Annotated in this window: 20 protein-coding genes and 4 pseudogenes; 17 read left to right on the forward strand and 7 right to left on the reverse strand. The window is 58.3% G+C overall.

The window, feature by feature from the left end:
- Positions 1 to 34: 34 nt before the first annotated feature.
- The 3 genes from AC07VU_RS29745 to AC07VU_RS29755 are packed head-to-tail and all read left to right on the forward strand — an operon-like array spanning position 35 to position 3,945.
- Positions 35 to 1,471: an APC family permease gene (locus tag AC07VU_RS29745; protein WP_495030978.1), complete on the forward strand. Its 1,437-nt coding sequence runs from the start codon at positions 35 to 37 to the stop codon at positions 1,469 to 1,471.
- Complete coding sequence (locus AC07VU_RS29750) at positions 1,468 to 2,850, forward strand: aspartate aminotransferase family protein (protein ID WP_007924823.1); 1,383 nt, start codon at positions 1,468 to 1,470, stop codon at positions 2,848 to 2,850. The genes AC07VU_RS29745 and AC07VU_RS29750 overlap by 4 nt, the downstream gene beginning before the upstream one ends.
- A 54-nt stretch (positions 2,851 to 2,904) precedes the next feature.
- Complete coding sequence (locus tag AC07VU_RS29755; protein ID WP_277588672.1) at positions 2,905 to 3,945, forward strand: ABC transporter substrate-binding protein; 1,041 nt, start codon at positions 2,905 to 2,907, stop codon at positions 3,943 to 3,945.
- A 237-nt stretch (positions 3,946 to 4,182) separates the two neighbouring features.
- Here the strand turns inward: AC07VU_RS29755 and AC07VU_RS29760 are convergent, their stop codons facing one another.
- On the reverse strand, positions 4,183 to 5,094 hold the full coding sequence (locus AC07VU_RS29760; RefSeq protein ID WP_007924821.1) for a LysR substrate-binding domain-containing protein: 912 nt from the start codon (positions 5,092 to 5,094) through the stop codon (positions 4,183 to 4,185).
- Positions 5,095 to 5,445: 351 nt separating this feature from the next.
- Between AC07VU_RS29760 and AC07VU_RS29765 the strand changes: the two genes are divergently transcribed.
- The 3 genes and pseudogenes from AC07VU_RS29765 to AC07VU_RS29775 all read left to right on the forward strand — a co-directional run bounded on the left by AC07VU_RS29765 (position 5,446) and on the right by AC07VU_RS29775 (position 7,418).
- Positions 5,446 to 6,081, forward strand: a complete 636-nt coding sequence (locus AC07VU_RS29765) for a lytic polysaccharide monooxygenase auxiliary activity family 9 protein (RefSeq protein ID WP_277588673.1) — start codon at positions 5,446 to 5,448, stop codon at positions 6,079 to 6,081.
- Positions 6,082 to 6,117: 36 nt separating this feature from the next.
- Positions 6,118 to 7,128, forward strand: a pseudogene (locus AC07VU_RS29770) (chitinase); the annotation flags it as partial.
- Between the two features lie 128 nt (positions 7,129 to 7,256).
- Entirely contained in the window at positions 7,257 to 7,418 is a 162-nt protein-coding gene (locus AC07VU_RS29775; RefSeq protein ID WP_277588675.1) for a hypothetical protein, read from the forward strand.
- Here AC07VU_RS29775 and AC07VU_RS29780 read toward each other — a convergent pair.
- Positions 7,411 to 7,983: a LuxR C-terminal-related transcriptional regulator gene (locus tag AC07VU_RS29780; RefSeq protein ID WP_007924818.1), complete on the reverse strand. Its 573-nt coding sequence runs from the start codon at positions 7,981 to 7,983 to the stop codon at positions 7,411 to 7,413. The two genes, AC07VU_RS29775 and AC07VU_RS29780, sit on opposite strands and share 8 nt — an antisense overlap.
- Positions 7,984 to 8,131: 148 nt before the next feature.
- On the opposite strand from AC07VU_RS29780, the gene AC07VU_RS29785 reads away from it, so the two are divergent.
- The 5 genes and pseudogenes from AC07VU_RS29785 (at position 8,132) to AC07VU_RS29805 (ending at position 14,053) form a co-directional block, all read left to right on the forward strand.
- Positions 8,132 to 9,310, forward strand: coding sequence for an acetyl-CoA acetyltransferase (locus tag AC07VU_RS29785; RefSeq protein WP_495030979.1), 1,179 nt, complete (start codon positions 8,132 to 8,134; stop codon positions 9,308 to 9,310).
- Between the two features lie 2 nt (positions 9,311 to 9,312).
- Positions 9,313 to 10,854 (forward strand): class I adenylate-forming enzyme family protein, encoded by a 1,542-nt coding sequence (locus tag AC07VU_RS29790; protein ID WP_495030980.1) that lies wholly within the window; start codon positions 9,313 to 9,315, stop codon positions 10,852 to 10,854.
- Between the two features lie 43 nt (positions 10,855 to 10,897).
- Positions 10,898 to 12,238, forward strand: coding sequence for an MFS transporter (locus tag AC07VU_RS29795; RefSeq protein WP_457276510.1), 1,341 nt, complete (start codon positions 10,898 to 10,900; stop codon positions 12,236 to 12,238).
- A 246-nt stretch (positions 12,239 to 12,484) separates the two neighbouring features.
- Positions 12,485 to 12,802 (forward strand): helix-turn-helix domain-containing protein, encoded by a 318-nt coding sequence (locus AC07VU_RS29800; RefSeq protein WP_495030981.1) that lies wholly within the window; start codon positions 12,485 to 12,487, stop codon positions 12,800 to 12,802.
- Positions 12,795 to 14,053 (forward strand): annotated as a pseudogene (locus AC07VU_RS29805) (type II toxin-antitoxin system HipA family toxin). The gene AC07VU_RS29800 and the pseudogene AC07VU_RS29805 overlap by 8 nt, the downstream one beginning before the upstream one ends.
- Before the next feature lie 323 nt (positions 14,054 to 14,376).
- Here AC07VU_RS29805 and AC07VU_RS29810 read toward each other — a convergent pair.
- A complete protein-coding gene (locus tag AC07VU_RS29810; protein ID WP_277588680.1) occupies positions 14,377 to 14,688 on the reverse strand; it encodes a hypothetical protein in 312 nt (103 codons plus the stop codon).
- A 283-nt stretch (positions 14,689 to 14,971) separates the two neighbouring features.
- Positions 14,972 to 16,087 (reverse strand): alpha/beta fold hydrolase, encoded by a 1,116-nt coding sequence (locus AC07VU_RS29815; protein ID WP_495030982.1) that lies wholly within the window; start codon positions 16,085 to 16,087, stop codon positions 14,972 to 14,974.
- Between the two features lie 93 nt (positions 16,088 to 16,180).
- Between AC07VU_RS29815 and AC07VU_RS29820 the strand changes: the two genes are divergently transcribed.
- The 3 genes and pseudogenes from AC07VU_RS29820 to AC07VU_RS29830 form a co-directional block, all read left to right on the forward strand.
- On the forward strand, positions 16,181 to 17,104 hold the full coding sequence (locus tag AC07VU_RS29820; protein WP_277588682.1) for a LysR family transcriptional regulator: 924 nt from the start codon (positions 16,181 to 16,183) through the stop codon (positions 17,102 to 17,104).
- Positions 17,105 to 17,189: 85 nt separating this feature from the next.
- Positions 17,190 to 17,480, forward strand: a pseudogene (locus tag AC07VU_RS29825) (transposase); the annotation flags it as partial.
- 40 nt (positions 17,481 to 17,520) lie between these two features.
- Positions 17,521 to 17,631 (forward strand): annotated as a pseudogene (locus tag AC07VU_RS29830) (IS5/IS1182 family transposase); the annotation flags it as partial.
- A gap of 400 nt (positions 17,632 to 18,031) precedes the next feature.
- Here AC07VU_RS29830 and AC07VU_RS29835 read toward each other — a convergent pair.
- Positions 18,032 to 18,736: a TetR/AcrR family transcriptional regulator gene (locus AC07VU_RS29835; protein WP_277588684.1), complete on the reverse strand. Its 705-nt coding sequence runs from the start codon at positions 18,734 to 18,736 to the stop codon at positions 18,032 to 18,034.
- Between the two features lie 240 nt (positions 18,737 to 18,976).
- Here AC07VU_RS29835 and AC07VU_RS29840 point away from each other — a divergent pair, with 240 nt between their 5' ends.
- Both AC07VU_RS29840 and AC07VU_RS29845 read left to right on the forward strand, forming a co-directional pair.
- A complete protein-coding gene (locus AC07VU_RS29840; protein ID WP_277588685.1) occupies positions 18,977 to 19,501 on the forward strand; it encodes an OmpP1/FadL family transporter in 525 nt (174 codons plus the stop codon).
- Positions 19,502 to 19,667: 166 nt separating this feature from the next.
- Entirely contained in the window at positions 19,668 to 21,509 is a 1,842-nt protein-coding gene (locus AC07VU_RS29845) for a polyurethane esterase (RefSeq protein ID WP_277588686.1), read from the forward strand.
- Positions 21,510 to 21,662: 153 nt separating this feature from the next.
- On the opposite strand, the gene AC07VU_RS29850 is transcribed toward AC07VU_RS29845, so the two are convergent.
- Complete coding sequence (locus AC07VU_RS29850) at positions 21,663 to 22,610, reverse strand: LysR substrate-binding domain-containing protein (protein WP_495030983.1); 948 nt, start codon at positions 22,608 to 22,610, stop codon at positions 21,663 to 21,665.
- Positions 22,611 to 22,757: 147 nt separating this feature from the next.
- Between AC07VU_RS29850 and AC07VU_RS29855 the strand changes: the two genes are divergently transcribed.
- On the forward strand, positions 22,758 to 23,480 hold the full coding sequence (locus tag AC07VU_RS29855; RefSeq protein WP_277588688.1) for an isochorismatase family protein: 723 nt from the start codon (positions 22,758 to 22,760) through the stop codon (positions 23,478 to 23,480).
- Positions 23,481 to 23,935: 455 nt separating this feature from the next.
- Here the strand turns inward: AC07VU_RS29855 and AC07VU_RS29860 are convergent, their stop codons facing one another.
- Entirely contained in the window at positions 23,936 to 25,303 is a 1,368-nt protein-coding gene (locus AC07VU_RS29860; protein ID WP_277590003.1) for a DUF1329 domain-containing protein, read from the reverse strand.
- Positions 25,304 to 25,333 lie beyond the last annotated feature (30 nt).

A 25,333-nucleotide genomic window follows, 5' to 3' on the forward strand; every position in this document is an offset into this window, starting at 1 on the left:
TCGAAAAAAATAGAACAACAAGACGGAGCAACCGATGAACAGCAATGCAAGCGTGCAAACCGGCGCCCTGGCGCCGCCCGCGAGTCACAAGAAACTCGGCCTCACCGCGCTGTTGGCGGTGGCCATCGGCCTGGTGGTCTCACAAGGCGTGATGGTGCTGATGCTGCAAGGCGTCGGCATCGCCGGCCTGGGCTTTATCGTGCCCCTGGGCCTGGCCTACCTGCTGGCCCTGAGCTACGCCTGCTCGTTCTCCGAACTGGCGCTGATGATCCCCCGCGCCGGCAGTCTGAGCACTTACACCGAGGTCGCCATCGGCCAGTTCCCGGCGATCCTGGCGACCTTTTCCGGCTACATAGTGGTGGCGATGTTCGCCTTGTCGGCCGAGCTGTTGCTGATGGAGTTCATCATCGACAAGGTCTACCCGCACGCCATGCCGCCGCTGACCGTAGCCCTGGGAGTACTGGCGCTGTTCACCGTGCTTAACCTGTTCAACATCGACATCTTTGCCCGCCTGCAGACGGTGCTGGCGGTGGTGATGACCGTGGTCCTGCTGGTGATGGGCCTGAGCGCGATGAACAGCGACATTGTCACGCCCAACCCGACGCTGTTCGACAGCGCCCACTGGAACCCCCTGGGCCTGGGGGTGATCGCCCTGACGGCGATGGCGGTCTGGGGCTTCGTCGGCGCCGAGTTCGTCTGCCCGCTGGTGGAAGAAACCTGGCGTCCGGAGCGCAATATCCCGGGCTCGATGATGCTCGGCCTGAGCATCATCTTCGTGATCATCAGCCTGTATGGCCTGGGCGCCTTGCTCACCGTGCCCCAGGCGGAACTGGCCAGCAACGGCCTGCCGCATTACCTGTTCGCCACCACCGTGTTCGGCGAGGCGGGCAAGGTGTTCCTGGTAACGGCCGCGATCACCGCCACCTGCAGCACCCTCAACAGTTCGCTGGCGGCGATCCCGCGCATGCTGTTCGGCATGGCTCGCAATGGCCAGGCCTTTGGCGTGTTCAAGCGCCAGGGCAAGCGCACCGGCGCGCCCTGGGTGGCGGTGCTGTTCATCGCCGCGGTCACCGGCCTGCCGTTGCTGCTGATGCACGACCATGCCGACGCGATCAACCAACTGCTGCTCTCGGCGGCCCTGGCCTGGCTGCTGGCCTACATCATCACCCACGTCAATGTCATCGCCCTGCGCCTGCGCTACCCGCAGGTGGCGCGGCCGTTCCGTACACCGTTCTACCCCTTGCCGCAGGTGTTCGGCATCACCGGCATGCTGTTTGCGATCTGCAACGTGTCGCCCAGCCCGGAGATGACCTTTTCGATTTTTGCCTATGCAGGTCTCGTGCTGCTGATCGTCTCGATCATCGCCGTGCTGTGGATCAAGGGCGTGATGGGCAAGCCACTGTTCAAGCCGGAGCCGCTGGCCAGCGTGCTCGGCACTCTCGATAAAAACCCGCAAGGAGACTCGCAATGACCGTTCAGATCAAACCCGTGCGCAGCACCGGCGACTACCAGGCCGCGGATGCCGCGCACCACATTCATGCGTTCCTCGACCAGAAGGCGCTGAACGCCGAAGGGCCACGGGTGATCGTGCGTGGTGAGGGCCTGGCGCTCTGGGACAACGACGGCAAGCGCTACCTGGACGGCATGTCGGGCCTGTGGTGCACCAACCTCGGCTACGGCCGCAAGGACCTGGCCGCGGCCGCTAGCCAGCAGCTCGAGCAACTGCCGTACTACAACATGTTCTTCCACACCACCCACCCGGCGGTGGTCGAGCTCTCGGAGCTGTTGTTCAGCCTGTTGCCCGCGCACTACAGCCACGCGATCTACACCAACTCCGGCTCCGAGGCCAACGAGGTGCTGATCCGTACCGTGCGCCGCTACTGGCAGATCCTCGGCAAGCCGCAGAAGAAGATCATGATCGGCCGCTGGAACGGCTACCACGGCTCGACCCTCGGCGCCACGGCGCTGGGCGGGATGAAGTTCATGCACGACATGGGCGGGGTGATCCCGGACGTGGCGCACATCGACGAGCCGTACTGGTTCGCCCACGAAGGCGACCTGACCCCGGCCGAGTTCGGCCTGCGCGCGGCGCGCCAGCTGGAGGAGAAGATCCTCGAACTGGGCGCCGAGAATGTCGCGGCCTTCGTCGCCGAACCCTTCCAGGGCGCCGGCGGCATGATCTTCCCGCCAGAAAGCTACTGGCCGGAAATCCAGCGCATCTGCCGCCAGTACGACGTGCTGCTGTGCGCCGATGAAGTGATCGGCGGTTTCGGTCGTACCGGCGAGTGGTTCGCCCACCAGCATTTCGGCTTCGAGCCCGACACCCTGTCGATCGCCAAGGGCCTGACCAGCGGCTACATCCCCATGGGCGGTCTGATCCTCTCCAGGCGCATGGCCGAGGTGCTGGTGGAGCAGGGCGGGGTGTTCGCCCACGGCCTGACCTATTCCGGCCACCCGGTGGCGGCGGCGGTGGCTATCGCCAACCTCAAGGCCCTGCGCGACGAAGGCATCGTCAGCCGGGTCAAGCACGAGACCGGGCCGTACCTGCAGCGCTGCCTGCGCGAGGTGTTCGACAACCATCCGTTGATTGGCGAAGTGCAGGGCGCGGGTCTGGTCGCCGCCTTGCAGTTCGCCGAAGACAAGGCCAGCCGCAAGCGCTTCGCCAACGAGAACGACATGGCCTGGCGTTGCCGCACCATCGGCTTCGAAGAGGGCCTGATCATCCGCTCGACCCTGGGCCGGATGATCATGGCCCCGGCCCTGGTGGCCAGCCACGCCGACATTGATGAACTGGTCGACAAGACCCGTACCGCCGTAGACAGGACCGCCCGCGAATACGGTCGTCTGTAGGCCCAAAAGCGGCCGGCGCGCGCGGGCGCGTCGGCCTATTCGAGGAACCGCTACATGTCCAGATCCTTGCGTTGCTGTGTTCCCTTTGCCCTGGCCCTGTTGTGCACCGCGGTTGCGGCCGCACCGCAGAGCCTCACCGTCATCTCCTTTGGCGGTGCCACCAAGCAGGCCCAGGACAAGGCCTACTTCCAACCTTTCACCGCCAGCGGCGCAGGACGCGTGGTCGCCGGCGAATACAACGGTGAGCTGTCGAAAATCAAGGCCATGGTCGATGTCGGCCATACCAGTTGGGACGTGGTCGAAGTCGAAAGCCCGGAGCTACTGCGTGGCTGTGACGAAGGCCTGTTCGAACGCCTCGACCCGGCGCGCTTCGGCGACGCGGCGCAGTTCGTCCCGGGGACCCTGAGCGAATGCGGGGTGGCCACCTATGTCTGGTCGATGGTCATGGCCTACGACCAGGACAAGCTGGCCAAGGCGCCGACCTCCTGGGCGGACTTCTGGAACGTCGCCGACTTCCCCGGCAAGCGCGGCTTGCGCAAGGGCGCCAAGTACACCCTGGAAATCGCCTTGCTCGCCGACGGGGTCAAGCCGGACCAGCTGTACCAGGTGCTGGGTACTCCCGAGGGCGTGACCCGGGCGTTCGCCAAGCTCGATCAGATCAAGGGCAATATCCAGTGGTGGGAGGCGGGCGCGCAGCCGCCGCAATGGCTGATCGCCGGGGACGTGGTGATGAGCGCGGCCTACAACGGGCGGATCGCCTCGGCGCAGAAGGAAGGCATGAAACTGAGCATCGTCTGGCCGCAAAGCCTGTACGACCCGGAGTACTGGGCGGTGGTCAAGGGCACGCCGAACAAGGAGCTGGCCGAAGACTTCATCGCCTTCGCCAGCCAGCCGCAGACCCAGAAGGTGTTCTCCGAGGAGATCCCCTACGGGCCGGTGCACCGTGACGCGCTGGCGCTGCTGCCGGCGGCGGTACAACGGCAGCTGCCCACCGCCGAGGCCAACCTGGCCGGGGCGCGGGCGGTGGACGCGGAGTTCTGGGTGGACCATGGCGAGGAGCTGGAACAGCGCTTCAACGCCTGGGCGGCGCGCTGAGGTCGATGGCCGCCGGCTTCGTAAAGGAGGGCACCCGCTCTTTGTAGGAGCCAGCTTGCTGGCGATAGAGGCAACGCGGTGTGCCTGATGCGACGCTTCGCGAGCAAGCTGCGCTCCTACAGATGCAGATGGGGTATTGGCCGCGAGCCCGGGGCTGGCCCATAACCTGTTCACCCTGGATAGGCGGGTTGCATTGGCCGCATCGCCGGCAAGCCCGCTCCGGTTATACCTGGGGTGCTATTTCAACCACGCAGCGAACTGCTCCTTGCAGTAATCGACGAACAACTGCGCAGGCTTGGTCAGCTGCGCCCGTTTCAGCCAGCCGGCCACCAGCGCCGAGCCGGTGACATCCTCGGCAATCTCCACACAGACCACTTCCTGGCCGTCATAGGTGCTGTTGCCATGGGGCCTGGTCACCAGCAAGGCAAAGCCGAACCCCTGGCCGACCATGCCGCGCACCATCTCGATCGACGGCGAGCCGAAGACGATATTCGGCGTCAGTTGCAGCTCCTCGAAGATGCTCACGAAGTAGGTGCGGCTGGGCTGCACATCCAGCAGGATCATCGGCTCCAGGACCAGGTCGCGCAGCGACACCTGGGCCTGTCCGGCAAAACGGTGCCCGGCCGGCACCAGGGCATACGGCCGTTGCGGCGCCATCAGCGCCTCGGTCTCGATGGTGCTGTCCAGGTCGTGCTCGTAGAAGATCGCCAGGTCGAAGCGCCCGCCGGTCAAACCCTGCACCAGCTCCTGCTGCTCGCCGTCCTGCAGGCGGATCTCCACCCCCGGAAAACGCTGGCGAAAGCCGGCGATCAGCCGTGGCAGGTAGAGCGGGGCGACCGTCTCGAAACAACCGATATCGATCTGCCCGCACACCACATCGTTGTCGGCCAGGGCGTTCTGCTCGAACTCATGGGCCATGCGCAGCAGTTCCTGGGCCTTGCGGTAGAAACGCGCGCCGCCCGGGGTCAGGGACACGCCCTGGGCGTGATGACGGATCAGCAACTGCACGCCGAAGCTGTCTTCCAGGCCCTTGACCGCCGTGGAGATCGACGGCTGGGCGATATACAGCTTGCGCGACGCCTCGGCGACGCTGCCACATTCGACGGTGGTGACGAAATACTTCAATTGACGCAAGGAATAGGACGCCACAGTGCACCTCTGGCCGATGGTTTTGCTCCACGATACCCGCTCCGCGGACTGGCGCTGCAGCGGATTTTGCTCGGCAGTGGGGATATTTTCGCTGGGTAGGCGCGCAGTGCCGCAAAGGCTTGCGGGTAGAGGTACAGCTTCCAGGTGCCGCCTGGACATGTAGGACTTTTACTTCAAGTTGGGTAGGAGAAATCTAGGGGTACTGGTTATATATCCAGTATTCTCGGGCGATTCCTCTGCCAGCGTGATGCGGAACGAAAAATGGGTGCGTGGACAGAAAATCCAGCTCGGTTAATTTGAAGACCTCTCCTTTGGAAAGGGAGAGTTTCTTAAATCAATGGAGCAATAAACATGAACAAACCACAAACCCAATCACCGCTTCGCCACGGTCGCGTCACCTCCCCAGCCTCCCGCGGCGCAGTCGCCATCGACCTGGGCCTGTTGGGCGGTTGGCAGGTCAATGAGATGGAAGGCGGCAAGAACTTCCCGGCCCTGGTCGCGGGTCCGTTCCCTGCACCGTTCAACACGGACAACCCAAGCGACGTGCCGCCGGCCGATGGCTTCATCCTCAGCGGTGGCAAGACCGATGCCCGGGACTGCGTCAACTTCACCGATGAGGAAATGAGCAAGAAGCTCGGTCGCGCCTTCACCTGGCCGACGCTCAACGTCAACCCCGGCCAGATCTTCAAGGTGACCTGGCAGTACACCGCGCCACACACCACCCGTGGTTATCGCTGGCTGATCACCAAGGACGGCTGGGACCCGAAACAGCGCATCACCCGCGCCCAACTGGAGGTTCAACCTTTCGCCGAGGACTTCTATCCGCAGGTGCCTTACTACAGCCATGCCGGCGAACTGAAGGCCAAGGTCGATCACGAAGTGAAGCTGCCGGCCAATAAAAAGGGCCGTCATGTGATTGTCCTGATGTGGATCGTGGCCAATACCGGCAACGCCTTCTATCAGGCCTTCGACGTCGACTTCAAGTAAGTCTGCAGATCTCCAAACGTTCTGAAGGATTAGAACATGTCACAGATTGACTTTACCCAACTGAAAACGACGCAGGATGATGCCGCGTCGCGGATGCCGAGCCTGGATGGCAAGAAAATCCTCATGGGCTACTGGCACAACTGGCCGGCCGGCCCCTCGGACGGCTACCAGCGCGGGCAGTTTGCCAATATGAACCTGGAGGATGTGCCCCGGGACTACAACGTGGTGGCCGTGGCGTTCATGAAAGGCAGCGGTATTCCGACGTTCAAACCGTACAACCTGTCCGATGCCGAGTTTCGTCGCCAGGTGGGCGTGCTGAACAGCCAGGGCAGGGCGGTGCTGATGTCCCTGGGGGGCGCCGACGCTCATATCGCGTTGAACCCGGGCCACGAACAGCCTCTGGCCAATGAAATCATCCGCCTGGTGGAAACCTACGGCTTTGACGGGCTGGACATCGATCTTGAACAGAGTGCGATTGACTCTGCCAGCAACAAGATCGTCCTGCCGGCCGCATTGAAGCTGGTCAAGGATCACTATGCTGCCGAGGGCAAGCATTTCATCATCAGCATGGCGCCGGAGTTCCCCTACCTGACCGCTGCCGGTCGATACGTCGACTACCTCAAGGCGCTGGAAGGCTACTACGACTTCATCGCGCCGCAGTTCTACAACCAGGGCGGCGATGGCCTCTGGGTTCAGGAGGCCAACAACGGCAAGGGGGCCTGGATCGCCCAGAACAACGACGCCATGAAAGAGGACTTCCTCTATTACCTGACCGAAAGCCTGGTGAGTGGTACTCGCGGTTTCACCAGGATTGCCGCTGACAAATTCGTCATTGGCCTGCCCGCCAACGTCGATGCCGCGGCCACCGGATACGTGGTCAACCCGGCGGCCGTTGCCAATGCGTTCAAACGCCTCCATGCCAAAGGGCTGTCGATCAAGGGCCTGATGACCTGGTCGGTCAACTGGGACAATGGGTTCAACAAGGACCACGTGCCCTACAACCAGGAGTTCAGCCGGCGCTACGGGCCGTTGATCAACGGTGGCAAGCTGTCCTCCTCAACCCAGGATGAGCCCCACCCACAGACCGCCCTCTAGCATTCGATCAAGGAGACATCCGGCAGACGTGTCTGATGCTCCAACAGTCAAGCCTGTTGACTGATCGATGAGGGCAAGCAATGAAAATCCGATGTCGCAAGGCATCGGATTTTTTTGGCTTTCAAGATGGGGCCGTCCACCAGGTCCTGGCAGAGGACGGCAGCGTGGAGGGCCCGACTATCGGGCCATTGCAGCTGCTGCGCATCAGTGCCGGCGACATGCTTGCGCAGGCGCTCAACTGATGAAGATGATCTTCGACACCAGTTCTGCGCTGTTCTTGGCCTGAAGTTTCTTCATCAGCCGGGCGCGGTGGACTTCCACGGTGCGGTGGGAAATGCCCAGCTTGCGTGCCACTTCCTTGCAGGTCAGGCCATTGACGATATGCAGCGAGATTTCCCGTTCGCGCGGGGTCAGCTGGATCATCGGCGCCGGTTGGCGGTCCAGGCGCTCGAAATGCCAGACCATCAGCTTGAACGGGTCCTCGGCCGTCAGGGAAAAACCGTGGGCGCGGGCCCAGAACACCTCGCCGTTGCGATGCTGCATGAAGCGTTCGTCGGAGTAGAAGGTGCCGGGTCCGTTGCGCAGCCAGTGCTCGCTGCGTTCGCCGATGCTCTGGTAGTCGGCCTGGGAGGGGTACAACAGCAGGGTCAGGTGGCCTTGCAAGTGTTCGCGCTCGTAGCCGAACAGGCGTACGAAGGCCTGGTTGCAATCGAGCATCCGGCGATGTCCGGTGATCATCTGCGGTGCGGGGGAAACCTGGAAGGCCAGGCGCTCGAGGTCCTGGAATTGCTGGGCGTGTAGGGTCATCAGGCATCCTGCCTCGGGTTTGTCGGCGCGCCCCTTTTTTTGGGGGGCGGGGGACTACTTACTGCCGTACGTAGTTCCCCCAACTAGCGTGTGATTCGGGTGTTGAATCATTGTATGGAATACCCGCTTCAAGGAAGAAGAAAATCACATGATTCAGGATTCCGTATCCATCGTCGCTGCCGCCCATAGCCCTTTCGGTCGTCTGGACGGCCTGAACCTCGAGGACCTGATCGTCCAGGTTACCCGCGAGGCCCTGGCAGACGCTGAGATCGAGGCTGCACAAATCGACGCGCTGTTTCTCGGGCACTTCAACTCCGGCCTGGTGGCGGATGGTTTCCCCGCCTCGCTGATGCTCCAGGCCGATCCGCAACTGCGCTTCAAGCCCGCCACTCGCTGCGAGAACGCCTGCGCCTCCGGTTCGGCGGCGATCCAGGCCGGGATCAACGCGATCCGCAGCGGCGCCGCCGAACTGGTACTGGTGGTCGGCGCGGAGAAAATGACCGGCAACAGCACAGTCGAGGTCACCCGGGCCCTGGCCGGCGCCGGCTACCAGAACGCCCTCCAGGAGGCCGGCATGAGTTTCGCCCAGCTTTTTGGCCGGGTGGCGCAGCAGTACGCCGACCGTTACCACAACCCGTTGTCCTCAATGGCCATGATCGCGGTGAAAAACCATGCCAATGCCATGGCCAACCCTCTGGCGCAGATGCACCGCGTGATGGATTTTGAACATTGCAACAACGTTTCCCAGGGCAACCCGCTGATCGCACCGCCACTGCGCCTGACCGACTGCTCGTTGATCAGTGACGGTGCGGCGGCGATCATCCTGGCCTCGCCCCAGCGCGCCCGTTCGATGCGACGCCAGGTGGCGATTCGTGCCATGACCCAGGTGAACGACTTCCTGCCCTTGTCGAGCCGTGACATGCTGGCCTTCGAGGGGCCGCGACGTGCCATCCACGGGGCCCTGCGCCAGGCCGGAGTGACCCTTGGCGACCTGAGTTTCGCTGAGGTACACGACTGCTTCACCATCTCTGAATTGCTGATCTACGAAGCCATGGGCCTGGCGCCCAGGGGCGAGGGGCACCGGGCCCTCGACGACGGCACCGTGCGCCAGGGCGGACGCCTGCCGGTGAACCTGTCCGGCGGGCTCAAGGCCAAGGGGCATCCGGTGGGGGCCACCGGGGTATCGATGCATGCCCTGGGCTTTGCCCAACTGATCGGCAAACCCATCGGCCTGGGTGTGCCCGGTGCCGAGTTCGGCTTGCTGTTCAACATGGGCGGCATGGCGGTGGCCAACTACGCCAGCGTCCTGCAAGCGGTCAAGGTCTGAGGATGAACATCGCCCATTGGCTGCGCGATGCGGCCCAGCGCTGGCCGCGGCGGGGAGCTCTGTTCGAGGGGCGCCGCCAGGTCGCCGACTACCAGGCGTTTGCCGAGCAGGCCAGGGCACGCGCCCTGCAACTGCGCCACGAGTACGGCATCGAGCCTGGCGACCGAGTGGCGCTGCTGCTGAAGAACAGCTGCGGTTATCTCGAACTGTTGTACGCCATCTGGTGGAGCGGGGCGGTGGCGGTTCCGATCAACAGCAAGCTGCATGTACTGGAAGCCGCCTGGATTGCCGGCAATGCCGGGGCCCGGCTGATCTACACCGATGAGGGCCAGAGCTTCGACACCGTGGCCCTGCCTGCCGGCTGCCGCGAACTGGTCGCGCCCGGGCTGGCCGTGCAAGGCGGGGTGCCGGGCGATGAACTGGTGGAGCCGCACCTGCGGGAAGACTCCGACCTGGCCTGGCTGTTCTACACCTCCGGTACCACCGGGCGCCCCAAGGGCGTGATGCTGTCCCATGGCAATCTGATCGCCATGTCCTTGTGCTATCCGCTGGACGTGGACCCGGTGGCCGCTGATGACGCAGTGGTCTATGCCGCGCCGATGTCTCACGGCGCCGGCCTCTACAACTTCATCCATGTGCGCTGTGGCGCCCGGCATGTGGTGCCGACGTCCCAGGGGTTCCAGGCGGCGGAATTGTTCGAGCTGGCGCAGGCGCTGGGCCAGGTCAGCCTGTTTGCCGCGCCAACCATGCTCAAGCGCATGGTGCAGCAGGCCCGGCAGCAGGGCTATTGCGGCGAAGGGATCAAGACCATCGTCTACGGCGGCGGCCCGATGTACCTGGCGGATCTCGCCCAGGCCCAGGACACCTTCGGCCCGCGGCTGGTGCAGATCTACGGCCAGGGCGAATGCCCAATGACCATCAGCGCCCTGTCCAGGGAGACCATTGCCGACCGTGGCCATGCTGACTGGCCGACCATTGCTGCCTCGGTAGGGCGTGCCCACGCCTGCGTTGAGGTGCGCGTGGTGGATACTGCGGGCCACCCCCTGGTTGCCGGGGAGAGGGGGATAATCGCCGTGCGCGGGGCTGTGGTGATGCAGGGGTACTGGAACAATCCGCAAGCCACCCGGGAGGCCCTGGTGGACGGCTGGCTGCTCACCGGTGACATCGGTTTCCTGAATGAGCGGGGTTACCTGACCCTGACCGATCGCAGCAAGGATGTGATCATCTCCGGCGGCAGCAACATCTACCCGCGGGAAGTCGAGGAAGTGCTGATCCAGCACCCCGAGGTATTCGAAGTGTGCGTGGTGGGGGAGGCCGACCCGCAGTGGGGCGAGTCGGTGGTGGCCTTCGTGGTCCTGCGTTCGCCCGGCAACCTCGATGCGCAGGCGCTCAACCATTGGTTCCTGGCGCGCATGGCCTCGTTCAAAAAGCCGAAGAAGTACCTGTTTTGCGCCGAGCTGCCCAAGAATAGCTATGGCAAGATTCTCAAGACCCGCTTGCGCCAGTGGTTGCAGGACCCCACCGGGCCCTTGAGCAACCTCTGAAACGCGGCATTTCATGGATAGCACTACGACAGGAGTCCCCACGATGGGCGTGCCACCTTCCAACCCCCAGCGCCAGCGGCGCCGGGCCTTCATCGGCGCCACTTCCGGCCACTTGATCGAGTGGTACGACTATGGCGTCTACGGTTTCCTGGCCTTGTACATCGGCAAGGCCTTCTTCGTTTCCGACGATCCCACCAGCAGCCTTCTGGCAAGCTTCGCGGCCTTTGCCCTGAGCTTCTTCATCCGGCCCCTGGGCGGCCTGTTCTTCGGCCCCCTGGCCGACAAGATCGGCCGACGCAAGACCCTGATCACGGTGCTGGTGATGATGGCCGGCTCCACCTGCCTGCTGGGCCTGTTGCCGACCTACGCGAGCATCGGCATCGCCGCGCCGGTGATCCTGGTGCTGGTCCGCTGTGTGCAGGGTTTCTCTGCCGGTGGCGAGATCGGCACCATCACCAGCTTCATTTCCGAATACGCCAGCCCAGGGCGCCGGGGATTCGCCACCTGCTGGCTGATGGTCACCGCTGTGCTCGGCCTGCTCCTGGGCGGCGCCGTGGCCAACGGCATGACTTGGGCCCTGGGCGCCGAACTGATGCAGGACTGGGGCTGGCGGATACCGTTCCTGATCGCAGGTCCCCTGGGCTTCATCTCGCTGTATATCCGCCTGAAGCTGGAGGACAGCCCGGAGTTCCTGGCCCTAGTGCAGGCCGGGCAGACCTCCAAGGCGCCGCTGCACGAGGTCTGGCAGTGGAAGCGCTCGATCGCCCTGGTGTTCTTCATCATCACCCTGCACAGCTCGATCTTCTACCTGGTGCTGACCTTCGCCTCGACCTACATGTCCAACACCCTCAAGTTCGACAGCGGCACGACCTTGCTCTATGTATTCGTCGCCAGCCTCTCGGCGGCGGTGGTCATGCCCTTCGGCGGCGCCTTCACCGATCGCTACGGGCGCAAGCCGTTCCTGATGGTGATCGGTACTCTGGCGACTCTGGCCATGTACTGGTTCTTCAAGGCCGCGCCCAACGCGACCCCGGCCACCTTGTTCTGGCCGCTGATGGCCGTGGCGATCCTGTTCGGGCTCTATGCGTCCTCGACCTACGCCCTGATGAGCGAACTGCTGCCGACCCGCATCCGCTCCACCGGCATCGCCGTGGCCTACAACATCCCGGTGGCGGTGTTCGGCGGCAGCGCGCCGCTGATTTCCACCTGGCTGATCAAGCTCACTGGCGACATCACCGCGCCCTGGTACTTCTACGTGGCGACCGGGGTCGCGTCGCTGCTGGCCCTGGTAGTGCTGCGCAAGGGGGACTTCGTCGCCTGTACCCACGACGTCCGGCACCAGGGCCGTGGGGCTTCGCAACTCCTGGTCAATCCGCAAGCTTAAGCCCACCTGTCAGCGCCGGCCCTGGCCGCGTTGAGCTCGACGCGCGCGGTCTGGGGCTGTCGAACGTGATGCACAACTACCAACAGGGCGAATCTTCCATAAATAGCATTAACTCCAATAAATTGTGGTTATTGTCTGGAATAACTAGATAAACCACAAAATTGGGGAATTACGCGCCTTAAGCTGAATTATGGTTAATTCTATAATTTTGGGTATTAAACGGTGTGCAGCGACGGAAGACATGTGATGTTGGATTTAAGCTTCAGTAAGCCGAGTGAGATCGTCAAGCGACTCTGCGATCGCTTGCGCACGGAGCGGCTGGCTCTGCAGATGACGCAAGCCGATGTAGCCGGTCGCGCCGGTATCGGGACCAATACCGTGTCCAACCTCGAAGCTGGGCGCAATGTCGGGTTCGAGAATGTGGTCCGTGTGGCCATGGTCCTTGGACGAACCAAGGAGCTCGAGGGACTGTTTTTGCCAAAGCTGGATAGCATTGAAGACATTCGCCGATACGAAAACAGTGTCAATCGTCATCGTGCCAAGAGGAAGTCCGACAATGCTTGAGCAAGTTGACGTCTACTACGGTGGTTGGGGTGAACGTTGGCTGTGGGGCACGCTTGTGTCTACGACTGCCATCACCGGTCGCCCGCAGATTGTGTTTGAGTACAGCAATGAAGCGAAGAGTAGAGGTTTGGAGCTGTCGTCCTACACTCTTCCATTGGAGGGGGCCCAGTTACGTCGAGGCTTTCCGTCCCACCAGTTGGGCCTGCCAGGGCCTGTTTATGACTCGTTGCCTGACGGTTGGGGCATGCTGCTGATGGATCGGTTGTTCAGGCGCCGCAGCCTCAACACCGCACGCATAGGACCTCTGGGGCGGCTGGCGTATATTGGCAACAATGCCATCGGGGCAATGTCGTTCGAACCCGTGGCGCCCGAGGGGCTGGAGCCGGAAGCGCATATCCCCCTTGAGCTGCTTGCGGCTGAGGTTCAGGAAGTTCTCAATGGTGAAGGTGGGGAATTCCTGCCGACGTTGCTGCTGGTGGGGGGCTCGCCTCAAGGCGCCAGGCCAAAGGCGTTGGTCTATCGCGATCCTCAAAATGGAGCCTTTACCACCGCCGCCAAGCCGGGCTTTGAAGCCTGGATGATTAAGTTCCCGGCAAAAGAAGAACATCCCGAAGTTGTGCTATCGAAATGGTCTATGCCGAGTGCTTGCGCATGTGCGGCATCCAGACTCCGGACACGCAGCACTTCAGTCTGCCCAGCGGGCTGGCAGCCTTCGCGAGTAAACGCTTTGATCGTATAGACGGTCAGCGTGTGCCCATGCAAAGCCTTGCAGCCTTTACCGGGGCCGACTACAAGTCACCGGGGGCCTTGGACTACGTCAACTTCTTGCGTGCGACACAGATGTGCACTAACGATGTGCGAGAGAAAGCTATCGCCTTCGAGCGTGCCGTCTTCAATGTCGCGTTCAACAACCGAGACGACCACCCCAAAAACTTCGCCTACGTCATGTCACCGTCCGGTGCATGGCGGCTGGCGCCGGCCTACGACGTGACTTTCTGCGAGGGACCGGGCGGTTACCATCAGATGGACGTGATGGGCGAGGCCTTGGAGGTTGACCGAGATGCGATGCTCAGACTTGCAGACGAAGCAGAGGTCTCAGTGGAGACTGCTGGCGGCATCATTGACAATATTTGCCGCGTCGCTAGCCAGTTTGCAACCATCGCCGAGAACCTGTGCCCACGCTTGATCACCCAAGACACCCTGGACATCATTCAAGGCCGAATCGACGAGAACATCGACCTGCTGCGCTAATGCTACTGCTCGCCTACAACTTCAAATGGGTATTGAACCTGCGGGGCGGTAACGCCCTGATGGCGGCGATGAAGGTCTGAAGCGCAGTTGATGGCCTTCTGTACACATCACAGGGCACGACGGAAATCTCAGCCTAGAAAACAGCATCCACTTGAGCGGTGAGCCTGGCGCGCGCATACCTCATTCGGGGGTAGTAAATCGGCCCTCGATCTGGATTACCACTACCGACGATGTTGTTACACGGCCTGGGTCAAAAGCGGACGTTCGCATAGCGTCGTTTAAGGCGGTTGGGAGGTTTCCCGAGGACAACCCCGGCAAACGAGCTAGAGGCAAGGGCGGGAAGCGCGGCAGATGATCGACTTTTCTGTCCCTTCAAGTCGTGACGACACCGACAGTTCGAGTTGGGTGCCCCCCTGTGAATGATGCACGGCGCGGACGATGCGGTTGGAGCTTGGCTCTTGCTGTGCTGGCCCCAGAAAGAGCGCCCAGCGGTCCGGGTCGTTGCGTTCCTCGGCGACCAGTTCGGGGCGTTTTCGGGCGAGGAAATCACGAATTTCATCAGGCGACATGATGGGGCCTTGCGGCGCCTGCATCTGATTGAAGTACTCCTGAAGGTTACCAAGTCGAATGCGCATGTCATCACAGGCCTATGGGTAAAGGGTCGGTGTTTCAAAGTACAAGGGACGCGTCATTGGGTGTTCTCGAGTACTGAGAAATCTGCCGATGGTTGAAAGCGTCAGTACACGCATAGTAAATGCCCCGGACACACCGATTGCGCGACATATTAAGATCAAGGCCGCTGCTAACCTCACACCCCTGCATGGGCTGAGTAGCTTGAGCCGTGTGCTGGGAAACGGCATTAAGGGGGGACGCGGGCAACCGCGTCTGACTACCCGACCAACCAGATCCGGCCTTGGGCTATCGCCTTTCAGCCGCGAGAAACTTCACGATCTCATCAATAAATTGGCTCCTTCCCCGTTCAGGACGGTCGAGATGCGCGTAGTGGGTCGCATTGGCCAGCGTGACAGTACGGATGCTTTTCGCATGAATCGCATCATGAACAAAGTCTTGCGCGTCCTCTGGCCGGCTCCAGAAGTCACGCTCGGAGCGGACGACAAGCACAGCTGCCCTGATGCTAGCCGCATCAAACAGGCGACGTCCGGTCGCTTGGTAAAAGCTGTCTTCCACAGCACCCAAGGGGGCGCGGAACGCTGGCGGTTGATGTTCGCCCGATCGGGGATCACTGGAGAGCGCAGCGCGTGCATAAGCCTCCAAGACCAAAGGATCCCGCCACTCCGCCTTATCCTCCATGGGGATCGTCCCGTCCCATGAAGGCAAAAGCGAAGCCGCAGTATTGAATGCATACCCACCTATCGCAGAATTGAAGCGGCCCGAATGGACAGGATCATCATTTGCTGATCCTAAGCCTAGCCCTTCGTGCTTGCTCGATCCGCCATACAAGGCATTGAATGTAATGAGCTCACTGACGTGCTCGGGCCAGAGTGATGCATAATACGCGGCCCACATGCCCCCGGTCGCCCAGCCCAACAGAGCCACCTGATCGACACTTGTGCGTTGCCGTGCAATCGCTGCAACGGCATCAATGTCACGTATAACTTCGTAGGCGTGCGAAAGCGGCTTGCACTCGCGTGGCGGGTGATCCATGGCCGCAGGTCGATCCGACTGACCGTAACCGCGCGCATCCAGAATAAAAATTGTCCGCCCTGTCAGACGTGCGAGATCGCCCGCGAGTGATCCGTTTGACACATCCAGATCGAACGACCCTATACCGGGGACGCGCGCACCATGCACAAGGATGAGCGGCGGTCGTCCGGCAGTTCCGTCCCCGCGAACCTCTCGAACATGTAGTCCAACACCGTCCGCCGTTGAGACACGGAAGTCCTGTCGCATAAGGCCTCTTTCACTCTGTTGCGCCGTCGCCGAAGCAATCATGCCCATCATCAACACCGTTGCGAGAACGAACGTTGTCGCGACTGACACTTTCTTGGGGACGCTTATTCTTTGCTTCACCATTCCAAATAGCTCCCTAGAATATTGCCTCTAAGCAAAATAGAGTTGCAGACACGATACGTCTAATACGGTTAATATTGCCGTTTGATATGATAAATGTATCGCATGCTTAGTTTGCGCCAGTTTCAGCAATTCCTCGCGGTCGCTGAGACCATGAACTTTCGTCGTGCGGCGGAGCGCCTGAACATGGCCCAGCCGCCCCTCACAGCCGCTATTCGTCAGATGGAAGACGAGCTTGGTGTGCGGCTGTTGGAGCGTACCAACAGAATTACAGGTCTGACCGTCGCAGGCGAAGTTCTGAGACTTGAAGCAAGGAAGACAATTGCGCAAGCCGAGCGTGCCGTCGTCATGGCGAAGCGAGCGGGCGAAGGTTCCATCGGGACGCTACGTATCGGTTTCGTCGCCAGCGCCGTGCGTTATCTGGTGCCGCACATCGTCACTACGTTTCGGCATAGCCATCCGATGATAGTGCTGGAGTTGGAGGAGGCGACGACAGCACGGCAAATCGCGGCGATCATGGCCGATAGCATGGATGTTGGAATTGTCGCTCTACCAATTCCACCTAGCGCGGAATCGTATGTCCGGACGAAACTCTTGGTAGAGAGCCGTCTGATAGCCGCAATTCCCGCCGATCACCCGTTGGCTCTGACGCCTTCATCTCCGCTTACGTTGGCTTCGTTGGCAAACGAATCGTGGATTCTATTCCCCGGAGAAGAAGGCCCCGGCCTCTATGCCACAATTCTGCGTGGATGTTCCGAAGCGGGTTTCACCCCGCACGTCACACAACGCGCCGTACAGATGGAAACGATCATCGGTCTTGTTGCAGCTGGTCTTGGCGTAGCCTTGGTACCTGAGCTATTCCGACTTTCGAACCGTGAAGGCGTGATCTTCAGAGACCTCGTTGGGGCAGGCACACCTATACCCTACCGGGTTGGTTTGGCTTGGCAAGACGGGCGATCATCAGCCGTTCTTTCCTCTTTCCTACAAGCAATGGCGGGCTTGGACAAAGCCCCCTATTGACCGACTACTTCTATAGTCCTAGTCCCTCAGCCGCCCTAGGGGCTCTGTTAGGGACTGATTAGCTGTGATTTCCGAGGTTTGCGTGATGAAGTCGTCTCGCAAAGCCTATCCGTCTGATGCTTCCGATGAAGAATGGGCGCTTGTCGCGCTGTATCTGGCGCTGCTTGCGGAGGATGCCGCGCAGTGGGGCCATTCGCTGCGCGGTGTTTAACGGCTTGCGCTATGTCGTGAAAACGGGCGCACCCTGGCGCTGGATGCCGAACGACCTGTCGCCGTGGAAGACCGTCTACCAGAAGGCTCGAGGCCGGCTCAGGGCGGGCTGCTTGAGGCCCTGGGGGAGAATTTGCGGACCATCCTGCGCTTTGCGGACGGGCGAAGCAAATAGCCGATAAGCACGGCATCACGCTCGAGTAGTCAAGCGCTTCGGGGCCAAGTGCGGCTTCGTGCTCCTTCCGCGCCGATGGGGCGCCGAGCGCTCCTTCGCATGGGCCACACGCTTCCGAAGGCTGGTGAAAGACTATGAAAGATGCGCGCAAACACGCGCAGACCTGCACATCGTCGTATTCGTTAACTGCAGGGCGGTCACTAACAGCCTCTAGTTGCGAAGCCACCAATCCGCCCTGCGTAACGTCCCAGTACTGCGTATTCGGCGAACGTGATCAGGGATTTCGGTGGATCGCGATTACGGATTCCGAATAATGGTGATCACGATGCGAAAACGTTGGCCAGTTTTAGCCTGGCGGGAGGGGGGGCGAGTTGCTGGTGCCCGACAACCAGCGGGCGTGCTGCCAATGCGAGGCATCACCCCATGCGCCATGGGCAAGCAGGATATGGTGTTTGCGGATCATGGTCGTACGCTAAAGACTGGATCCAGTGGTATGCGGTGCTGATTTCATCTGTGTGACATGAGTGCTTGGTGGCGTGTCATCAGTGCTCTGTTTTCGTTGTTATCTTGATCTGGCGAAGCCGTTCGGCCTGCTCCTCGGAGTAGGGCTGCCCGCCTGGTTTCGCCTGAATATGGGGAGATATGAGCTGCACCCAGGTTTCGAGGTAGTGCTCAAAGAATGTCTCAGAGTTGAGGTAGCGGTCTTCAGCCATGCCTCGAAGTAACCACTGAGTCAACACCATCAATTTATGAACTTTGAACTCTTGCGAGAGCGGCTCGAAGTAGTGTTCGCAAGCGATTCGGGTGAACTGGTAGCTACTGTGCCAGAGCTCTTGCAGGCGGGTGGCCAACTCTGCGTCTTGCTTGCTTGCAACCAAGACCTCTAGCAGCACATGTAGCTTGCTGCCGCTGAAGACTTCGCGCCAGAAAGCCATGACCATGTCATGCAGCCGCTCCTGCCCACTGGACGCCTCCATGTTGAGGTAAACCTGCCCCATGGCCTGGTAGATACGGTTAATGATGTGTTCGGCCGCAGCAACGATCAGTGCGGCCTTGCTGGAAAAATGGTGCATCGGTGCACCGCGGGAAACCTGTGCAACATCCACGATTTTGCTGATCGTCGTGGCGGCATAACCTTCGTTTTCCAGGCACGTCATGGTGGCTTCGATCAGCCGCAGGCGCATGGCTTCACTACGTTCGTTCTGGGTCCTGCGCTGAGGAGGCGGTGTTTTGTGTATTTCAGTCATGGCAGTTCCTGCTGACAACTGGCTCGATAGCAGCCCGGGCCGGGATTTGGCCCTGTCTGTTGGTTAGGTCCGTGACCATACAGCCAAATAGTTTGGCGATGAAATCCTTTCAGAGAGAAAGGTTTTTTGTGCTCATCAAATTTTCTCTTGACAAGGCTGGGAGGTGAGTAGAATTTATCTTACATGTTGTACGTATGGTATGTAAGTTTTTGCAAGATGAAGCCCGCAGGATGTGTGGGAGTGACCCTGGTAGACATGAAGAAGCTCTGCTCCAGGGGAAGGGGACCGAAGCAGCGAACCTTAAATGACCGCTGGATGTTACAGGGCGGCGCGGCCTGGATACGTTGGAGTCGACTGCAAGCAGTGAAAGTGGTTAACGATGCGCCTGCGGGTTCACCCTTTGCGACGTCCGAAGAACCATTGGGTTGGAGCAATACCTGGGCCTACAGCATGGGGGCGTCCTATCAGTTTGATAAACAGTGGGTATTCAGAGCCGGTTATGCCTATGACGGATCGCCCACAAATAATGCCAAGCGGGCAGTGCGCATACCTGTCAGCAACCGAAAAATCTTTGCCATCGGGGCGGGCTGGTCGCCTGATGAAGATACAACCATTGACGTGGCGCTGGCCTATATTCAGGAAAGTGCCGGTCGAGTGGATGCGGATGGTCGTGAGTTATTAGGTGTTCAGGTTCAACCGGCCTACAGTGCTAAGTTTAAGAACAGTGCTCTCGGTCTGGGAACACAGTTGACTGTCCACTTCTGAATGATGGTCAAGTTTGTAATAAGTAGATAGCTTGACTTTGTTTTAATTCAACCGCTCGGGCGTTTGCACTTCTGCCGGGACAGGGAGTTGGTGTCGTGGCTGTGTTCGAGTTCTTAACTTAAATTGTTCTAAACTAAATCAGGTTTTAACTTGGCTGAGGTGATTTATGGGCGTTTTTAGCTATAAGGACTTAACCACGACTGAATCAGCGGCACTCTTTTCCGATGCGTTGGCGCTGACGATGTATTCCTATCATGGTTTTGATGATGGTTTTGCATCTGGTTATCAGAAGAGTGGGCTTGGGTTAGGTTTACCGCTGACAATGATTGAGGCGATTTTTGGCGGTTCCTCTTCCCAGGGATTGATACCTGGGGTTCCATGGAACACTGACTCTGAGAAAGAAGCCTTGGAGGCTATCGAGGCCGCAGGCTGGAAACCTATCAGCAGTGAAGTTTTGGGGTACGGTGGGACTGTGGATGTGCGCGGTACGTATTACGGTGAGCAGCCTGGTTTTAAGACGGCTCAAATGGACGTCATGGGAAAATATGATGCTGCAGGTGAGCTTATATCTATTGGTCTCGCTATCAGGGGGACAACCGGACCAAGAGAGAGTTTTTTGACGGATACGCTAGGTGACTTAGTCAATGATTTAATAATGTTTGCTGATCCTGATGGCTATGCGAAGCAGTACATGAAAAATGCGTTTGATGTGTTGCTTGGTGATGTTGTGAAATATGCGTTGTCGAAGGGCTTGACGGGTGAAGATATCGTCGTGACAGGTCACAGCCTGGGAGGCATGGCAACCAATAGCTTAGCGGCTTTGAGTGAAGATGAGTGGAATGGCTTTTATAGCACGTCCAATTATATAGCATACGCCTCTCCGACGATATATGACGGTCTGGATAAGGTGCTGAATGTGGGGTATGAAAATGATCCGGCGCTCAGGCTCGCAGCAGGGAGTTTGTCTGACTTCTTAGGTGTTCATGATTCTCCAAAAGAGTCAGCGACTGATAATATTGTCAGCTTTAATGATCAGTACGCTTCGGCCCTGTGGCAGGTGACGCCTTTTAGTGTGTTGAATCCTTCGACGTTAACGGCACATCTGCCGTCGTTTTATGGGGACGGTCTTGGCCGTATTACACAGTCGGAATTCTATGATTTGACGTCGCGGGACTCCACGATCATTGTCGCTCAACTGTCAGAGCCGACAAAGGTGAATACTTGGGTGACGGACCTCAACTACAACGCTCAACCCCATGTTGGGCCGACGTTGATTCTGGGCAGTGAGGGGCGTGACCTTATCAAGGGCGGGGGGGGCGTTGATTACCTGGAAGGGCGAGGTGGCGACGATATCTTTCGAGATGCCGGTGGCTACAATCTGATTTCTGGTGGGGAGGGCAGGGATACCTTTGACTTACAGAAGTCATTGAGCAGTTTTAAAGTGGCTAATGATGATGCGGGTAATTTGTACATAAAAGACACTGCGGGCGCGATCAGCATCGCTTCTAGCATAGAAGTGCTGAAGACCAAGGAGTCCTACTTGCTACTTTTCAGCCAGGAACGGTCTTATGATGTTACCCAAGAGGGACTGAAGTACTCCGGTGGTGTTACTGGCTACGAGAAGTCTTTAAACGGTGATACTACTGACAACAAACTTGTGGCGACTACTCAAAATGAATGGCTGTTCGGGCATGATGGCAATGACACCCTGATCGGTGGTCGAGCCACAAATATAGTTGGGGGGGCGGGTAACGACCTGATCCAGTCGGGCGGCAACTTTAATACGTTGCTGTTCACCAAGGATTTCGGGCATGACACCGTTTCTGGATTATCCTCTACAGACAAACTTGTTTTCATGGGGGTTCAAGCTTATGAACCCAATGATAACTGGACCCACCATGCGGTTGCCGTCGATGAAGGGGTCAAGTTGATGTTCGGCGATAATTCGGTGACGTTGGTAGGTGTGAACATGGGCGACCTGTCTGCCAGTCAAGTAGTGATCGCGTAAGCAAAGCTGCTTGTTTTATGTCATAACAACTTGTGGATCAGGCACAGGGATGTGTCTTGATCCGTTTTATAGCTGAAAATGCCGTATCCAATTGTGCTGTGACGCGGCACGTTCTATAGGGGCTGCCCATAGAAAAAAAGACCTTGTTTAACTTCAGGTGTTGGATTGGTTTGCCATTTTTATAACACCATTTAGAAGTGGGGGTATTGTTTCATGTAAATAGTCAATGAAAACTCTTACTGCGGGTACTACACCCCGTCGAGAGGGATAAAGTACAGCTAATTCCCCCGTTTTTGGGTGCCATTCAGGAAGGACTATTTTAAGTGAGTTGGAGCTTATTTCATCTTGGCAGGCATATAAGGGCAGTCCGACAATGCCCTGACCGCTCAAGGCGGCTCGGCGTAAAATATTTAAATTGTCACTGTGTAGGCGTACTTCTACAGCTATGGTTTTTAATTCGGAGCTTGGTCCATATAAATTCCATAACGTGCTATCTGAAGCGACTTGGTAGAGTAGGCAGTGCCTGTTTTTTAGTTCGCTAATATCCTGTGGCGTACCGTGGCGATCCAAGTAGTCTGGACTTGCAGCCAGAACCCACCTTGTGATTCCCAAGGATCTTTGTACTAGTGTGCTAGGCTCGGCTGGAGAACCAATTGCACGTATCACAACATCAATACGCTCTTCTAACAAGTCTACTTTTCTAGTAGTGCTCTGCAGGTGTACATTGACCTTAGGATAGAGCTCCATAAAAGCAGGTAATACCTTTGAAATAATTTCGTCGGCTAAAATTGGTGACACGCTACAGCGCACGATCCCTGAAGGTTCAACCAGAATGCGGTTTACTGCCAGTTGAGCTGCATCTATTTGCTCCATCATCATCGTGCAGTGATGGTAAAACTCGAGGCCGATGTCTGTAATTTGAATGCCACGGGTGCTCCGTTGGAGTAGTCGAACACCTAGCTGTGCCTCTAATTGCGAAATATACCGGCTGAGCCGTGACTTCGGTATTCCAAGAGTTTCCCCGGCTGCAGTGAAACCATTTTGCTTAACGACCTGTGTGAAATAATACATTCCGTTCAGATCAAGCTGTGATTTTTCCATTATGCGCTACTGCCCTGTTCTAAATGTGGAACACCGTGTTCGGCTTTTGGCCTATTCAGAATTCTGAGATGCCGAATTACTATACATGAAGCTTTTCCTTTGCTGAAAGCTTGTTGTTTAACAGTTTTATAACTGAGGCTTGAAATTATGAAAGGTCGTTTTCGTGTATCGGTTTTGTCGATCGCTATGAGCGTAGCTGCACTGCCATTGCTGGGTTTGCAGTCAGCATTTGCTGATGTTTCACCACCAAATCAGGTGCAGAGTAGTTATCAGAAATTATTAAATCGTAATAATTCGGTACTGCTATTGGTTGACCATCAGTTAGGGTTATTGAGTAGTGTTCGAGATATGGATATTGCTACAGTGAAACATAACGTCGTTGCCTTGGCTAAGGCTGCGCAGATTATGGGGGTTCCTGTAGTTATTACGTCAACTTACTCTAAAGGTGGCTTCGGCCCAATTATTTCAGAACTGACGTCGGAGCTAAAGAATGTACACGTAATTGACCGTAACTCTGTTAATGCCTGGGACGACCCGCAAGTGCGACGTGCAATTGAGGCAACGGGGCGGAAAAATTTGATTATTGCAGGTGTCTCCTTAGAGGTGTGTGCAGCGTTTCCCGCATTGACCGCAAAAGCGGACGGCTACAATACATATGTGGTGTTAGATGCGTCAGGCACTTTTAATAAGGAGAAGCATGAGGCCGGCCTCGCGCGTTTGATACAGGCTGGTGTCATTCCAACAGATTATGCAACAGTTGGCGTTGAGTGGTTGAGAGACAATTCTGACCCTAAGGCTGGCGCTCTGTATGGTGCTTTAGATATGCCAGGTATCTCATTGATAAATCAATTGTTTCAGGTGAAAAAATAGTAGATAAATTTATCTTGAGTTTCATATCATTAGTCTGGCAGCTACACGTTAGATAAGATCAATAATTATGTTTGCGATTTTTTGTAGCCCGCCAGGCTGTTTTTTGAGCTTTTTATTGGGTTAGTAACTTTAGTGTGATTTATTTCTTTTTTGTCGTTGTATGGGTTTTAGCTGGCACCGCCAAGATATTCTGGCCATCGAATAAGGCTGAGAACGATTGGTATTTCTGGGTGTAGTCGGATGAGCCGAGCAAGCTGCTGAACAAGCCGGCATCGGCTTGAGAACATTGAGCACAAAGGCCAGGGTTGTACTCAGGCGAAATCGGATCTGGATATTCATAAGTACTCTCTCTTTGTTGGGATGAGTGAATACAGATATGCAGTGGCTACAATGGGGAGGAGCCAGAAGTCCCTAGGCCGAAAGCAATCGACCTAGAGACGTGCACGACTAGTCGCTCAACGAACGCCGGCCTGCCGTAGAGCTGACGTGCTGTAGTCATAAGACCCGGCCTTGAAGCCGAATTCGTAGGACTGTTTCTCCTCATTCTTCATACCCAGAGCCAGGTACCGGCCGGAAACCAGGTCATACAGGGCTTCCAGGGTGTACCAGGGCACCTGCTTGTTGTAGTAGTACTGGGCATGCGCCTCGGCCACGCGCCACAGGGTGCCACGACCGTCGTAGTGGTCGATCTCGGCAGCCTGCCAGGTGTCTTCATCGATGAAGAAGTCACGCTTGGCATAGATGTGCCGCTGTCCGGATTTCAGAGTTGCCGTTACATGCCAGACACGGTGCAACTCGTAACGAGCCAGGTCCTGGTTGATGTGGCCGGTCTTGATGATGTCGTCGTACTTCAGCTTCGGCGAGTCCAGTTTGTAGGCGTTATAGGGGATATAGATCTCCTTCTTGCCATTGAGCTTCCACTCGTAACGATCCGGCGCACCGTTGTACATGTCGTAGTTGTCCGAGGTGCGCAGACCGTCGGCGGCGGTGCCTGGACCATCGTAGGCTATCTGCGGGGCACGTCGCACCCGGCGCTGGCCGGCGTTGTAGACCCACGCCAGGCGTGGCTCTTTCACCTGGTTCAGGGTCTCGTGTACCAGTATCACGGTACCCGCCAGGCGCGATGGTGCGACGATCTGTTGTTTGGCATAGAACAGCACGTTGCTCGACTTGCTCGGGTCAAAATCGGTCAGGTTGGCAGAGAAGGTGAGCTGGTCTTGGAAGGAAACCGGTGAGTACGAACCGCTGGTCTGTGGCGTGACCTGAGTGATCAGACGCCGCACGCTGCCCCCACGGTAGCGGGTGATATGGTTCCAGATCACCTCTAGACCGTCTTTCGGGATCGGGAAGGCGTTGGCGCCCCGGAAATTCTCCAGGCCGTTACCACCTTCCACCAGCTTGGTAGCGTTGGCGTTGGCCCTGGTCGCGGCGATCACGTCGGCCGGTACTGTAGCGGTACGATGCGTTGGGTATACCGGCATCTTGTAGCTGTCCGGGTAGCGCTTGAACAGCGCCAGCTGGCCAGGGGTCAGCTTGTCTTTGTACTGCTCGACGTTCTTGGCGGTGATGGTGAACAGAGGTTTTTCATCCGCGAATGGATCGGCCAGGAAGCCCTTGCTATCCACCGCGCCGGCGTTCTGCGGCAGGCCACCGGTCCACTCAGGGATAGACCCATCGGCGTTACCGGCCTTCTCGGCACCCAGCGGCGTCAGGGTGGTGCCCAGCTTGGCAGCTTCGTCAGCAGAAACTGCAGCCATAACGTCCGTGGCGAGCAAGGACAGCACCAGAGCACCGGTTTGCAGCAGACTCTTGGTTATTTGCATTTTCATAGTCTTCCTCAAAAATCCTGACTG

This window comes from Pseudomonas sp. GW821-FHT02B10, assembly GCF_059421865.1.